Annotated in this window: 15 protein-coding genes; 8 read left to right on the top strand and 7 right to left on the bottom strand. The window is 73.0% G+C overall.

Going from position 1 to position 12,415, the window contains the following annotated elements:
• The first annotated feature begins 7 nt into the window (after positions 1-7).
• Both ACIOD1_RS03000 and ACIOD1_RS03005 read left to right on the top strand, forming a co-directional pair.
• The gene (locus tag ACIOD1_RS03000) at positions 8-568 is read left to right on the top strand and encodes a VanZ family protein (protein ID WP_401899810.1); all 561 of its coding nucleotides are present in this window, start codon (positions 8-10) and stop codon (positions 566-568) included.
• A gap of 53 nt (positions 569-621) precedes the next feature.
• Positions 622-834: a PspC domain-containing protein gene (locus ACIOD1_RS03005; RefSeq protein WP_365622747.1), complete on the top strand. Its 213-nt coding sequence runs from the start codon at positions 622-624 to the stop codon at positions 832-834.
• 18 nt (positions 835-852) lie between these two features.
• Here ACIOD1_RS03005 and ACIOD1_RS03010 read toward each other — a convergent pair whose 3' ends face one another.
• From ACIOD1_RS03010 to ACIOD1_RS03020, 3 genes are all read right to left on the bottom strand, one after another.
• Positions 853-1,632, bottom strand: a complete 780-nt coding sequence (locus tag ACIOD1_RS03010) for a hypothetical protein (RefSeq protein WP_365622749.1) — start codon at positions 1,630-1,632, stop codon at positions 853-855.
• A 125-nt stretch (positions 1,633-1,757) separates the two neighbouring features.
• On the bottom strand, positions 1,758-2,024 hold the full coding sequence (locus tag ACIOD1_RS03015) for a hypothetical protein (protein WP_365622751.1): 267 nt from the start codon (positions 2,022-2,024) through the stop codon (positions 1,758-1,760).
• Positions 2,025-2,163: 139 nt separating this feature from the next.
• Positions 2,164-3,312: an adenosine deaminase gene (locus tag ACIOD1_RS03020; RefSeq protein ID WP_365622753.1), complete on the bottom strand. Its 1,149-nt coding sequence runs from the start codon at positions 3,310-3,312 to the stop codon at positions 2,164-2,166.
• Positions 3,313-3,526: 214 nt separating this feature from the next.
• Between ACIOD1_RS03020 and ACIOD1_RS03025 the strand changes: the two genes are divergently transcribed.
• The gene (locus tag ACIOD1_RS03025; protein WP_401899814.1) at positions 3,527-4,246 is read left to right on the top strand and encodes an alpha/beta hydrolase; all 720 of its coding nucleotides are present in this window, start codon (positions 3,527-3,529) and stop codon (positions 4,244-4,246) included.
• A 94-nt stretch (positions 4,247-4,340) separates the two neighbouring features.
• Positions 4,341-4,712, top strand: coding sequence for a cupin domain-containing protein (locus ACIOD1_RS03030; protein WP_365622757.1), 372 nt, complete (start codon positions 4,341-4,343; stop codon positions 4,710-4,712).
• Here the strand turns inward: ACIOD1_RS03030 and ACIOD1_RS03035 are convergent.
• Positions 4,688-5,941 carry an ATP-grasp domain-containing protein gene (locus ACIOD1_RS03035; protein WP_365622759.1) on the bottom strand — a complete coding sequence of 418 codons (1,254 nt, stop codon included), beginning with the start codon at positions 5,939-5,941 and terminating at the stop codon, positions 4,688-4,690. The genes ACIOD1_RS03030 and ACIOD1_RS03035 overlap by 25 nt on opposite strands.
• 189 nt (positions 5,942-6,130) lie before the next feature.
• Between ACIOD1_RS03035 and ACIOD1_RS03040 the strand changes: the two genes are divergently transcribed.
• Positions 6,131-7,192, top strand: a complete 1,062-nt coding sequence (locus ACIOD1_RS03040) for a LuxR C-terminal-related transcriptional regulator (protein ID WP_401899817.1) — start codon at positions 6,131-6,133, stop codon at positions 7,190-7,192.
• 21 nt (positions 7,193-7,213) lie between these two features.
• Here the strand turns inward: ACIOD1_RS03040 and ACIOD1_RS03045 are convergent, their stop codons facing one another.
• Positions 7,214-8,128 (bottom strand): LysR family transcriptional regulator, encoded by a 915-nt coding sequence (locus ACIOD1_RS03045; RefSeq protein ID WP_365622763.1) that lies wholly within the window; start codon positions 8,126-8,128, stop codon positions 7,214-7,216.
• Between the two features lie 120 nt (positions 8,129-8,248).
• On the opposite strand from ACIOD1_RS03045, the gene ACIOD1_RS03050 reads away from it, so the two are divergent.
• The 3 genes from ACIOD1_RS03050 to ACIOD1_RS03060 all read left to right on the top strand — a co-directional run bounded on the left by ACIOD1_RS03050 (position 8,249) and on the right by ACIOD1_RS03060 (position 11,540).
• Positions 8,249-9,559 (top strand): MFS transporter, encoded by a 1,311-nt coding sequence (locus tag ACIOD1_RS03050; protein WP_365622765.1) that lies wholly within the window; start codon positions 8,249-8,251, stop codon positions 9,557-9,559.
• Between the two features lie 201 nt (positions 9,560-9,760).
• Positions 9,761-10,408, top strand: a complete 648-nt coding sequence (locus ACIOD1_RS03055; RefSeq protein WP_365622972.1) for a L,D-transpeptidase — start codon at positions 9,761-9,763, stop codon at positions 10,406-10,408.
• 79 nt (positions 10,409-10,487) lie between these two features.
• Positions 10,488-11,540 (top strand): sigma-70 family RNA polymerase sigma factor, encoded by a 1,053-nt coding sequence (locus ACIOD1_RS03060; RefSeq protein ID WP_365622767.1) that lies wholly within the window; start codon positions 10,488-10,490, stop codon positions 11,538-11,540.
• On the opposite strand, the gene ACIOD1_RS03065 is transcribed toward ACIOD1_RS03060, so the two are convergent.
• Positions 11,427-11,795 carry an STAS domain-containing protein gene (locus ACIOD1_RS03065; protein WP_401899821.1) on the bottom strand — a complete coding sequence of 123 codons (369 nt, stop codon included), beginning with the start codon at positions 11,793-11,795 and terminating at the stop codon, positions 11,427-11,429. The two genes, ACIOD1_RS03060 and ACIOD1_RS03065, sit on opposite strands and share 114 nt — an antisense overlap.
• Positions 11,796-11,814: 19 nt before the next feature.
• Positions 11,815-12,402 (bottom strand): Uma2 family endonuclease, encoded by a 588-nt coding sequence (locus tag ACIOD1_RS03070; protein WP_365622771.1) that lies wholly within the window; start codon positions 12,400-12,402, stop codon positions 11,815-11,817.
• Positions 12,403-12,415 lie beyond the last annotated feature (13 nt).

The raw sequence follows: 12,415 nt of genomic DNA on the forward strand, positions 1-12,415 counted from the left end.
TCCTGGCGTGCACCGTCATGAGGGCAGCGGCAGCGCCGCCACACAGCTCACGCTCCGGCCACGACTCCTGAGCGGGGTCCTGCTGGCCGCGCATCTGGTCCTCGTCGGCTGGCTCACCCTGCGGCCCCTGGACGTCCCCTGGGCGGCGGCGGCCAACCTCACCTTCCTGGAGGGCATCAAGGCGGACCTCGCCTACGGTCCCCTGGAGGCGGCCCGCCGGATCGGCGAGGGGCTGGCGCTGCTGGCCCCGCTGGGCGTGCTGCTGCCGCTGGCCGGGGGCCGGTTCTCGGGATCCTCGCTGGGCGCCTGGTCCTCGCTGGCGCGGACGGCGGGCGCGGCGGTGCTGGTCTCGTTGAGCATCGAGATGCTCCAGACCGCCGTCCCGGGTCAGGTCGTGGACGTGGACTCGCTGCTGCTGAACACCGCCGGTGTGGTGCTGGCGCACCTCGCGGTCGTGCCGGCCCTCAGGGCCAGGCTGCGGCGTTCTCAGGGGCCCACCCCGAGAATTGCCAGGGTCGGCATCGACCCGTGGACCGAGGTCCTTTCGGCGGTGCCGCGCGAGTATTGAGGCATCGCGCGGGGCTGTCCGGCCGGGCGCGGTTCCCTACGAAGGAGAAACCCATGAGCGCGATGACCCGCCCCCGTGACGGACGGATGATCGGTGGCGTCTGCGCCGGGCTCGCGCGACGTTTCGGAATCAAGTCGAGGACGATGCGGATCATCTTCGTCGTCTCGTGCCTGCTGCCCGGCCCGCAGTTCCTGATCTACCTGGCGCTGTGGCTGCTCATGCCCAACGAGAAGGGCTCCGCCTCCGGGGCGCCGACCGCCTGGTAGTCCCGACGGGCGGCGCCCTCAGCCCGCCTTGGAGATCTTCTCCAGCTGCTTGTCGGCCACTTCCTGCGGCACGAGCGCCTTCTTGTCGACGCCCGCCACCTGGAGGGCCATCAGCCGTACGACGGTGGAACCCTCGCGGACGACGAGCAGGTGCACCTGCGCCGAGACGCCCTGTCCCGTGGCGGTGGTGGTCCAGCTGACGCTCTCGTCACCGGCGGTCTTGTACGGGACCGCCCGCACGTCCCGGTAGCTGCCGGTCTGCTGCTCGACGGTGGCGTTGAATCCCTTGCCGCAGGCCGCGACGGCCTCGCGCAGCCGGGACAGGACCTGCTTGGCGTCGGCCTCCGCGTAGGAGCTGACGGTGGCGGAGACGGCCAGGCCGATCTGCTTCTGGGAGCCGATGCCGCGGTCGACGGTCTCGCGCGCGGCCGGGTCGGGCTTGTCGCCCATGATGTCGGCCAGCGGTTGGCAGACCTTCTTGTCGGCCCGGGGCTGCCCCTTGGGGGCGTTCGGGTTCTTGCCCTGGGCGGAGACCTGGTAGCCGGCGAGATCGCCCTGCACGAGGGCGGAGGCCTCCAGCCGGGAGTCCTTGGCCTTGGGCGCGGCGGAGACCGCCGGAACGCCGGAGGGGGCCGGTGCGGAGGCGCTCGCGGATCCCCGGGGCGCCGGGGCCTTCCCGGCCGCGTCCGAGCCGCTCGTACCGCTCGTGCCGCTGCTGCATCCGGCGGCCCCGAGGAGCAGGGCGGGGAGCAGCGCGAGCGTGGCCGCGGGTGTGGTGAATGGTGCCTTGATACGCATGACCGAACCTCATACCCCGTAAGTCGGCGGGCAGTTGGTGGTGATCGTGGCACACCGCGCGGCGGGCCACACACCTGCTCGAAGAGGTGTGCGCCCGGCGCGCGTGTGTACGTATCGCGAAGGCGTCAGCCTCCGAGGCCGTTCAGGGCGCCGGTGGCCGGGGCCAGTCCGCCGAGCAGGCCGGTGACGGGGGCCGCCGGGTCGCTCGACGGGGCCTGTCCGTCCTGCGGGGCCACCTGCTGCTGGCTGGTGATGCCCTGGAGGGCGCCCGTGGCCGAGCCGAGGGCGTCGGTCAGGCCGACGGCCGGGGCGGCGGAGGCGGCACCGGCGGCGGTGACGGCGAAAGCGGCACCGAGCACGGCGACACCGAGGGTCTTGGCAGACTTCTTCATGAAAGATCGTCCTTGCTACGGGGAATTGAGCGGCTCCGCAAACTAGTCACTTCAAACCCCCGCCCGCAAACATCCTTAAATACGAGAAAGCGCCCGGGAGTTGCTGCCCCCGGGCGCTTTCGGTACGTCAGGTCTTGGCCTAGGCCGAGACAGAACCGCTGGTCGAGGCGGTCTGCCGGAACAGCCATTCCGACTTCAGCTCCGCGTAACCGGGCTTGATCACCTCGTTGATCATGGCCAGTCGTTCATCGAAAGGAATGAACGCGGACTTCATCGCATTGACGGTGAACCACTGCATGTCGTCGAGCGAGTAGCCGAAGGTGTCCACCAGGTGCTCGAACTCGCGGCTCATGCTGGTGCCGCTCATCAGACGGTTGTCGGTGTTGACCGTCAGCCGGAAGTGCAGCTTGCGCAGCAGCCCGATCGGGTGCTCGGCGTACGAGGCGGCCGCGGCGGTCTGGAGGTTCGAGGTGGGGCACATCTCCAGGGGGATGCGCTTGTCCCGGACGTACGAGGCCAGGCGGCCCAGCTTGACCGAACCGTCGGCGGCGACCTCGATGTCGTCGATGATCTTCACGCCGTGACCGAGGCGGTCGGCGCCGCACCACTGCAGGGCCTGCCAGATCGACGGCAGGCCGAAGGCCTCGCCGGCGTGGATCGTGAAGTGGTTGTTCTCGCGCTTGAGGTACTCGAAGGCATCGAGGTGGCGGGTGGGGGGGAACCCGGCCTCGGCGCCGGCGATGTCGAAGCCGACCACGCCGTTGTCGCGGTAGCGGTTGGCCAGCTCGGCGATCTCCAGCGCGCGGGCCGCGTGGCGCATGGCGGTCAGCAGGGCGCCGACGCGGATGCGGCGGCCGTTGGCCTTGGCGCGGCGCTCGCCCTCGCGGAAGCCGTCGTTCACCGTCTCGACGACCTCTTCGAGGGTGAGGCCGGCTTCCAGGTGCTGCTCGGGCGCGTAGCGGATCTCGGCGTAGACGACGCCGTCCTCGGCCAGGTCCTCGGCACACTCGGCGGCGACCCGGAAGAGCGCCTCCTTCGTCTGCATGACGGCGCAGGTGTGCGCGAACGTCTCCAGGTAGCGCGGGAGGGAGCCGGAGTCGGCGGCTTCGCGGAACCAGATGCCGAGCTTGTCGGCGTCGGTCTCGGGAAGGTTCTCGTAGCCGACCTCGCGGGCCAGCTCGATGATGGTCCCGGGGCGCAGTCCACCGTCGAGGTGGTCGTGGAGCAGCACCTTCGGGGAGCGGCGGATCTGATCCGGAGTGGGCAGGTTGGGGGTCTCGCTCGTCATCTGGGCACTCTAGCTCCTACGCGCGTAGAGCGGGGGACGCGGCCGGCCGCCGATATGGAACGTTGACCTTCCCCGCCGCGCCCTCGGGGGCGTGCGCGGGACGGGACCGCCCACCCGGCCGCTCCGGTCAACCGTGCGTGTCCGGTCAACTCCCTTGCGAGAAAGGCGGGTCCGGGCCGGATCGATCCGCGCGGTTCCCTGCGAAAATCGCGCCATGGCACAGCATGCGCCGCCGGCGCGCGGATCCCGCCTCGGGCGGGTGGCCGGCGCGAACGGTTCGGTCCCTACGGTCAGTGGTGTGGCGCTCCTCCTCCCCGGGGCGTCCAGATGGTCGCCCGGCCCGGTGCGCCCCCTCGGGCGGGCCCTGGTCAGGGCGGGAGGCGCGCGGGGGCTGGTCGCGCACACGGTCCTGCACGGGGAGTGCTCGCGGGAGGAGGCCGCCGACTGGGCCGCCGACGAGGTGGTACGGCTCTACGGGGACGTGCCCGTCTGCCTGGTGGGCTACGACGTCGGGGGGCGGGCGGCGCTGCGGGCGGCGGGTCACCCGGCCGTCAACGCGGTGCTGGCGCTGGCCCCTTCGCTGCCGGAGGCGGCCGACGAGGACTCCCCTGAACCGGTGAAGCAGCTCGCCGGCCGCCAAGTGCTGATCGTGCACGGCACGAACGACGCGCACAGCGATCCGGAGTCCTCCTTCCTGCTGGCGGCCCGGGCGAAGAAGGCGAACCGTTCCACCTGCCGGTTCGAGGTGCACTCCGACGGCCACGGGCTGCGCGAGCACCAGGCGGAGGTGGTGGCCCTCGCGGTCGATTTCGTCCTGGGCGCGGTCTTCTCCGGGCGCTACTCGCGGCCGGTCACGGACGCCCTCGCGGCGCCGCCCCCGCTGGGCCTGCGCATGCCGCTGGCCTCCGGATTCGGCCGCTCGCTGCGGGGCTGAGCCGCCCCGGCGCGGGCGGGCCCCGAGCGTAGGCTGGGAAGTGGACTCGGGGAAAGGCGTGGAGTCGGGGATTCGTCTCCGGGAGGCGATCGTGATGGCCGGGTTGGTGCGCAGGAACTTCGACGGCGCGGACGAGACGCGGCCGTTCCAGGACGGCAAGGGTCGGCTGGACCTGATCGAAACCAGCGGCGGGCCGGTGGGCCGGGCGGTGTTCGAGCCCGGTTGGCGCTGGTCGGAGCACGTGAAGCCGATCGCCGGCACGGACAGCTGCACGGCCGCGCACACCGGTTACGTGGTGAGCGGCCGGATGAGGATCGTGATGGACGACGGCGAGGGCGACGACTACGGGCCCGGCGACTTCATGCAGGTGGCCCCCGGGCACGACGCCTGGGTGGTGGGCGACGAGGCCTGCGTGGCGGTGGACTGGACGGGCTACGGGGACTACGCCAGGCCGCAGTCACCCTGACGGGCGGCCCGGGGTCCGGCCCGCCCCGGGCCCTGTAAGAGCAGCGCAGCGGCCCCGTCGAGGACGCGGGTCAGGGCGGCGGCCGTCGGGGCCGTGGCCATCAGGTGGGCGTGGTGCAGCGTCCCGGTGGGGGCGCTGCGCACCGTCGCGTCCGGCGGGACCTGGAGCCGGACCCTCACCACGCCGGGCAGGGCGCGGGCCCGCGCCAGGGCGGGGGCGGCCTCGGCCAGGCGCAGGCCGGGCGGGAAGTCCACGTAGCGCAGTCCCGCGTGGGTGGCGCGGGGTCGGCGCGGGGGGTCGGGCAGGCTCAGTCCGGCGGCGAGGGCGAGCGCGAGCACGTCGGTGCCGTGGGCGAGGCGGAGCAGTTGGGTCAGCTCCTCGCCGCCCGGGCGGGCATGCGCCTCGACCAGGCGGGGCCCCCGGTCGGTGAGGACGACCTCGGCGTGGGAGGGGCCGTCGTGGTGGCCCGCGAGGTCGAGGGTCCCGCGCACGAGGGCGCGTACGGCTTCGGCCAGGGGGGCGTCCAGGGCGACCGGGGCCTCGTGGCCGCCCGCGGTCAGGGCCGGGCCCGGCAGTCGGCGGCTCCAGCCCAGCACCCGGTGGCGGCCCTCGCGGGAGAGGGCCTCGACGGTGAGCGCGGGCCCCTCCAGGTACTCCTCCACCAGGAGGTCGGTGACCTCGGGGTAGTCGGGGACGGCGGTCCGCGCCCCCGCCTCGTCGTGGACCAGGCGCACGCCCTCCCCGTGGGCTCCGGCGCGGGGCTTGATCACGCAGGGGTAGCCGATCAGGGTGGTGAGGAACGGGAGCAGGGAGGCCCGGCCGCAGCGGGCGAAGGAGACGGGACGGGTGGGGTACAGGGTGTTGGACAGGACGCGCAGGGCGGCCTTGTCCCGCAGGGCGAGCACGGCGGAGGGCGGGGTGCCGGTGAGGCCGAGCGCCGCGTTGGCGCGGGCGGCGGCGAGGGCCGTGGCGGGATCGAAGCCGAAGACGGCCGCCCGGCCGTCACGGACCTCGGCGAGGTCGGCGACGGCCCCGACGAGGCGGCGGTGGTCGCGCCAGTCCGTGCGTACCCGCCGCTCCGCCCCCTCACGGTCGGATGGCACGTCCGGATCCGGCGCGACCACCACGGTGCGCGCACCCGCCCTGCGGGCGGCGGCGACCTCGGCGGGGCGCGGGCTGAGCAGGACCGCCAGGGGCTGGTGTCGCCGACCGGTCGTCTGGTGCCGCATCCCGCGCTCCCCCCGTCACGCCGTGTGCTCACTGTGCCGGTTCGGCATATGCCGGAAGCGGCCGTTCAGGCGTCGAGTTGTCGCCTTGCGGGAACACGAGGGGTTTACGAACCGGGACAGCCAGGGACGAATACGCATATGCCAGCCGAGGACGAGAGAGTGAACGGTGGTGCGCGGTACGGAACCGGCGTGAACGGCTCCGGAGCCGGCCCCACCGTCGCCGGCGGTCCGCCCGGGAGCGAGCTGAGCCCCGCGGCGCACCGCCTGTACGCGTACGCCGTGGAGCGGCACGCCTTCACCGCGGCCGAGGCCACCACCGCCCTCGGCGCCCGCGCGGGCGCCGCCGTCACCGAGCTGGCCTCGGCGCACCTGCTCCAGCGGGCCCCCGGCGAGGGGCCGGAGCGGTGGAGCGCGGTGGCCCCCCGGGCGGCGGCGGCGCGGTCGCTGGCCCCGCTCGCGCTGCTGGCACGGGAGACCCACGACGAGATGGACCGACTGCGCGGGCGCCTGGAGTCCCTCGTACCGACGTTCGAGGCCGGGGCCGCGCACCGGGATCCGGGCGGGACCGGCCGACTGGAGCTGGTGACCGACCTGGGGGCCGTGCGCGGGCTGATCACCGAGCTGGCGGCCGGATGCGAACGGGAGCTGCTCACCTCCCAGCCCGGCGGCGGCCGGCCGCTGGACGCCCTGGAGGAGGCGGTCGGCCGGGACGAGTCGCTGCTGGGGCGCGGGGTGCGGATGCGCACGATCTACCAGCACACGGCGCGGTACTCGCGGCCGACGGCGGCGTACGTCGAGCGGGTGACGGCGCTCGGGGCGCAGGTGCGCACGCTCGGCGACGGGCTGATGCGGATGCTGATCTTCGACCGGCACACGGGGCTGATCGCGGTGCCCGACCGCAGCGGGGCGGCGCTGGTGGTGCGGGAGCCGAGCGTCGTGCACTTCATGACGGAGGCCTTCGAGCGCTCCTGGGTGGGCGCGCAGCCCTTCCCGACGACGGTGAGCCCGGAGGCGGCGCGGTCCCTGTCGGACGAGCTGCGGCAGACGATCGTACGGCTGCTGTCGGAGGGGCTGGAGGACAAGGTGATCGCGCGCCGACTGGGCATGTCGGAGCGGACCTGCCAACGACACATCGCCGAGATCATGCGGGCGGTCGGGGCCAAGTCCCGCTTCCAGGCGGGGTACCTGCTCGCCGCCCACCCGGCGTCCGCCTCCGTGTCCGCGCCGGCTCCGGAGGCCTCGGGGGCGTAGCGGTCTTGGGCGGCCGGCGGTCTAGGACGGGTCCAGTTCGGGGATGAGGCGGCCCCGGCGGGAGAGCAGGAACCGTTTGAAGGCCGCGACCGGCGGGGTGTCCGGGTGGCCGTCCAGCCAGGCCACGCCGATCTCCCGGACGGCGCGCGGGGCCGTCACCGTCAGCTCCACCACCCCGGGTCGGGGCACGGCCGGGGGCGGGAGCAGGGCCACGCCGAGGCCGGCGGCGACGAGCCCGCGCAGGGTCTCGGCCTCCTCGCCCTCGAAGGCGACCCTGGGGGTGAAGCCCGCCTCCGCGCACAGGTCGTCGGTGATGCGGCGCAGGCCGTAGCCGGGCTCCAGGGTGACGAAGGTTTCCTCGGCGGCCTCCGCGAGGCGGATCCGCTTGCGCACGGCCAGGCGGTGGTCGTCCGGGACCACCAGGCGCAGCCGCTGTTCGTCGAGGCGGCGGGCCACCAGGTCGGGGGCGTCGGGCAGGGGCGAGGTCAGGCAGAGGTCGAGCTCGCCGGCCCGGAGCTTCTCCAGCATGGCCTCGCCGTAGTTCTGGACCAGGGAGAACCGTACGCGGGGGTGGTCGGCGCGGAAGGCGCGGATCAGCCCGGGTACGGTCTCGGGGCCCAGGGTGTGCAGGAAGCCGAAGGCGACCTTCCCGAGGTCCGCGTCGGCGTCCCGCTGGACGGAACCGGCGGCGCGGGCGATGCCGTCCAGGGCCTCTTCGGTGGAGGCGAGGAAGCTGCGGCCGGCCGTGGTGAGGGCGACGGTACGGCCCTTGCGGGCGAACAGGGTGACGCCGAGGTCCTGTTCGAGGCGGACCATGGCGCGGGACAGGGTGGACTGCGGGACGCCCAGTTCCTGGGCGGCGCGCGTGACGTGTTCGTGCCGGGCCACGGCGGCGAACCAGGCCAGCCGGGGGGCCAGCAAATTTGTCACGGCCATGTCTTCTTCGTAACGGTTCGCTGACATGCACGTCCCTGAGCTGCGTTGATGCGTGAGTGGATCGATTATCTCGATTCTGTGCATTGGACGCATGAAAAGAGCCGGGGCTACCGTCGTGACATGCCTCCCGCTCATACCGGGGCACCCGTCATCCCGGGTGCCTCCACCGCGTCGTTCCCTCCCCCGGCCCACCCCGTCGGGACCGCCTCTCCCGAGCCCCACGCCCCCGGCCTCCCCGGCTACCGCCGGATGAGCCTCGCGCTCTTCGCCGCGGGCCTGGCGACCTTCGCCCTCCTCTACTCCACGCAGGCGCTGCTGCCCGCGATCTCCGCCGGCCTCGGCGTGACGGCGGGTCAGGCCAGCTGGACGGTGTCCGCGGCCACCGGCGCCCTCGCCCTCTTCGTCCTACCGCTCAGCGCCCTGTCGGAGCGGTTCGGGCGGACCCGGATGATGACCTGGTCGATGGTGATCGCGGTCGGCGTCGCACTGCTCGTGCCCTTCGCGCCGAACCTGGAGTGGCTGGTGGTGCTGCGCGCCGTCCAGGGCGCGGCGATCGCCGGGATCCCGGCCTCCGCGATGGCGTACCTGGCGGAGGAGGTCCGGCCCAAGGCGCTGGTCGGGGCGATCGGCCTGTTCGTGGCGGGCAACTCCATCGGCGGGATGAGCGGGCGGATCGTCACCGGCTGGGCGGCGCAGGCGTGGGGCTGGCGGGCCGGGCTGTTGACCGTCGGCGCGATGGCCCTGCTGTGCGCGGTGGCCTTCCTGGTGCTGCTGCCCCGGGCGCGGTTCTTCCGGGCGGCCTCGCTGAACCCGCGCGCGGTGGGACGTACGGTCGCCGGACACCTGCGCGATCCGCTGCTGCTGCGGCTGTACGGCATCGGCGCGCTGTTCATGACCGTCTTCGGGGCGGTCTACACGGTGATCGGCTACCGCCTGGTGGACGAGCCGTTCTCGCTCGGCCAGGGTGTGATCGGGTCGATCTTCCTCGTGTACCTGGTGGGTACGGTCTCCTCTGCCGCCGCCGGACAGCTGGTGGCGCGCACCGGCCGGCGCGGGGCGCTGTACCTGGCCGTGACGACCACCGCGCTGGGGCTGCTGCTCTCCCTCGACGACTCCCTGGCCGCGATCCTGGCGGGGCTGGTGCTGATCACGGCGGGCTTCTTCGCGGGGCACGCGGTGGCCTCGGCGGCGGTGAGCCGGACCGCGAAGACGGGCCGGGCGCAGGCGTCCGCGCTCTACCAGTCCGCGTACTACCTGGGCTCCAGCGCGGGCGGCACCCTGGGGGCGCTGGCCTACCACGCCTCCGGGTGGTCGGCGACGGTCGGGATCGCGCTGCTCGCGGTGGTGGGGGTCGCCTCGATCACCCTCTACGGCTCCCGCGCGGCCCGCGCCGAACGCCGGCTGCTCGCCCCGGCCGCGACGGCCCGCTGACCTGGCACGGGATCAGGTACGAGTTCACCCTGCGGGACCCCCTGACGAACGGGCCCGCAGACCCTACTCTCTCGTAGGCAACCCGCCGTGGGGCCGTGGCACCGGTGCCCCGGTCCGCCGGGCGGGGCAGGGGAGGGACAGATGGCGATACGCGCGCGCGCCAAGCGGCGTGCTGCGGTGGTGTTCGGCGGGGCGCTGGCCATGGCCGTGCCGATGGTGGTGGCGGGGGGCGGGACGGCGCAGGCCGCCCCCACCTGCAACGTGACGACAGGCCCCTACCAGCGGCAGGTGGAGGGGTTCCTGGGCCGGCCGGTGGACGGGGTGCAGTCGGCGACCGACTGCAAGGCGGTGCAGGCCTTCCAGACCACCCACGGGATCATGCCCAACGCGGGCTACGCCGGGCCGCTGACCTGGCAGACGATGAGCACGATGCTCGCGCAGCGGGCGGCCGGCAAGACTCCGAACGCCGACGGGAAGTGCCCGACCAACCTGGGGCGGATCGCGTGCGTCGACCTGACGCGACAGCTCAGCTGGATCCAGGACGGCTCGACGTTGAAGTACGGGCCGGTGGCGGTGCGCACCGGAAAGGCGGAGACGCCGACCCGGACCGGCCTGAAGAAGATCTACTACCGCAACATCAACCACTGGTCGACGCTCTACAACGTGGCGATGCCCTACGCGCAGTTCTTCGACGGCGGGATCGCCTTCCACTCGGTGGAGAAGAGCATGTGGAACCCGCCGGGCTCCGGCGGCTGCGTGAACATGACCGGCACGGACGCCAAGGCGTACTGGGGCATGCTCACCAACGGCGAGGACGTCTACGTGTACGGGCGCAAGCCCGGGACCTGAGGTCTCCGGCCCTTCCGGCTGCCGATGTCAGAGCCCTCGGGTAGTTTCCGAAGCGACGGAACTACCTGGGGGCGACACCATGAGTGACCTCGCGACGACTTCACCCGCACCCGCGTCACCGGACGCCCCCGGCGCCCCGGACACGCCCGACCTCGACACCGCGATGAAGCGTCACCGCGTGGAACTGACCGGCTACTGCTACCGGATGCTCGGTTCCTCCTTCGACGCGGAGGACGCCGTCCAGGACACGTACGTCCGGGCCTGGCGGGCGTACGAGAAGTTCGAGGGCCGGTCCTCACTGCGCTCCTGGCTGTACCGGATCGCCACCAACGTCTGCCTGGACCTGCTGAGCGCGGGGAACAAGCGGGCCCGTCCGATGGACCTGAGCGCCCCCCAGCACCAGGCGTCCGCCGTGCTGAACGAACGCCCCGAGGTGACCTGGCTGGAGCCGGTGCCGGACGGGCGGGTGCTGCCGCAGACCGCCGACCCGGCGGAGATGGCCCTGGCCAAGGAGTCCGTGCGGCTCGCGTTCGTCGCCGCGCTCCAGCACCTGCCGGCCAAGCAGCGGGCCGTGCTGATCCTCCGGGAGGTGCTGGCCTGGAAGGCGGACGAGGTCGCGACGCTCCTGGAGACCTCGGTGGCCTCGGTGAACAGCGCCCTCCAGCGGGCGCGGGCGACGATGGCCGGCCAGGGGCTGCGCGCGAGCGACCCGGCGGACCCGCTGGACGCGGACCAGGCGAAGCTGCTGGAGCAGTACCTCTCCGCCTTCGAGGCGTACGACATCACCCGGCTCACGGCCCTGCTGCACGAGGACGCGGTGCTCTCGATGCCGCCGTTCGACCTGTGGCTGCGGGGTCACGCCGACATCGCGGCGTGGCACCTGAACCAGGGCATCGGCTGCAAGGGCTCCCGGCTGGTCCCGACCACCGCCAACGGCCTGCCCGCCTTCGGCCAGTACCGGCCGCGCGAGGACGGCGCCCCGGGGCACGTGCCGTGGGCGCTCCAGGTGCTGGAGATCTCAGAGGGGCGGATCGTGGGCCTGAACGCCTTCCTCGACACCGACCGGTGGTTCCCCCTGTTCGGGCTCCCCGAGCAGCTCGACGAGACCGACGAGGTGCAGCAGGGCGCGTAGCGCCGCGCCGACCCCGGTGATCCGCAACGGTCGGCCGCCGGCGGTGAGCCGCAGCCGGGCCAGCGCCTCGACGGCGCCCAGGCCCGGGGCGGTGACGGCCCCCGCGTCGCACACGACGCAGGCGGCGCCGGACTCGTAGAGCAGCGCGAGCCGGTCACACAGTCGGGCGGCGTCCTGCACGGTGGGGCTGGGGCCGGGCAGCACGAGTCGGGTGATCGTCACACAGGACTGACCGGCGCACCCGCCGGAACTCATCGGCCGCCGGTGACTCCCGTCAGGGCCGGGGGAAGAGGGAGGTGTCGAGCTTGAGGTCGAAGGGCGCGGGAAGCAGGATCGACTCGCCGAACTTGACCACCGACAGCAGGCGGTACGTGCCGTCCTGCGGTTCGCCGTACAGGTGGATCGTGGGGCTGCCGGACATGTGCGGGTCGATGAGCAGGTACAGCGGTACGCCCGCGGTCGCATAGCCGTTGAGCTTGGCCACCCGGTCGTTGGAGGCGTTCGACTTGGAGGTGACCTCGACGACAAGTTCGGCGGCGTCCGCGGGAACGGAGTTTCCCTGGCCCTGCACGATGTCGCGGTCCACGACCGCGAGGTCCGGGATGTAGAGGCCGGCGCGGGCCGGGACAGCGAGATTGAGGGTCTGGTAGATCCCACAGTGTGCGGGTTTCGCCGCGTACAGGCTCGCCTGCACCAACTCGGCGATGTAGTGGTGATGGTTGACGGGCGGTGGTGCCACGGTGACGATCCCCTCGATGATCTCCACCTTGCAGCCCTCTGGCCCTTCCGTCTCCTCCCAGAGACGGATGACCTCATCCCAGCTGCCATCGCTCGGCTCGTGCTGGACGGTGAGTGCGGTCATTGGTGTGCTCCTC

The organism is Streptomyces sp. NPDC088097, assembly GCF_044741845.1.
Lineage (GTDB): Bacteria > Actinomycetota > Actinomycetes > Streptomycetales > Streptomycetaceae > Streptomyces.

Excerpts from the sequence above, each read along its gene's own strand:
- ACIOD1_RS03005 (WP_365622747.1), top strand. The coding sequence starts at position 622 with ATGAGCGCGATGACCCGCCCCCGTGACGGACGGATGATCGGTGGCGTC.
- ACIOD1_RS03010 (WP_365622749.1), bottom strand. The coding sequence starts at position 1,632 with ATGCGTATCAAGGCACCATTCACCACACCCGCGGCCACGCTCGCGCTG.
- ACIOD1_RS03015 (WP_365622751.1), bottom strand. The coding sequence starts at position 2,024 with ATGAAGAAGTCTGCCAAGACCCTCGGTGTCGCCGTGCTCGGTGCCGCT.
- ACIOD1_RS03020 (WP_365622753.1), bottom strand. The coding sequence starts at position 3,312 with ATGACGAGCGAGACCCCCAACCTGCCCACTCCGGATCAGATCCGCCGC.
- ACIOD1_RS03025 (WP_401899814.1), top strand. The coding sequence starts at position 3,527 with ATGGCACAGCATGCGCCGCCGGCGCGCGGATCCCGCCTCGGGCGGGTG.
- ACIOD1_RS03030 (WP_365622757.1), top strand. The coding sequence starts at position 4,341 with ATGGCCGGGTTGGTGCGCAGGAACTTCGACGGCGCGGACGAGACGCGG.
- ACIOD1_RS03035 (WP_365622759.1), bottom strand. The coding sequence starts at position 5,941 with ATGCGGCACCAGACGACCGGTCGGCGACACCAGCCCCTGGCGGTCCTG.
- ACIOD1_RS03045 (WP_365622763.1), bottom strand. The coding sequence starts at position 8,128 with ATGGCCGTGACAAATTTGCTGGCCCCCCGGCTGGCCTGGTTCGCCGCC.
- ACIOD1_RS03050 (WP_365622765.1), top strand. The coding sequence starts at position 8,249 with ATGCCTCCCGCTCATACCGGGGCACCCGTCATCCCGGGTGCCTCCACC.
- ACIOD1_RS03055 (WP_365622972.1), top strand. The coding sequence starts at position 9,761 with ATGGCCGTGCCGATGGTGGTGGCGGGGGGCGGGACGGCGCAGGCCGCC.
- ACIOD1_RS03060 (WP_365622767.1), top strand. The coding sequence starts at position 10,488 with ATGAGTGACCTCGCGACGACTTCACCCGCACCCGCGTCACCGGACGCC.
- ACIOD1_RS03065 (WP_401899821.1), bottom strand. The coding sequence starts at position 11,795 with ATGAGTTCCGGCGGGTGCGCCGGTCAGTCCTGTGTGACGATCACCCGA.
- ACIOD1_RS03070 (WP_365622771.1), bottom strand. The coding sequence starts at position 12,402 with ATGACCGCACTCACCGTCCAGCACGAGCCGAGCGATGGCAGCTGGGAT.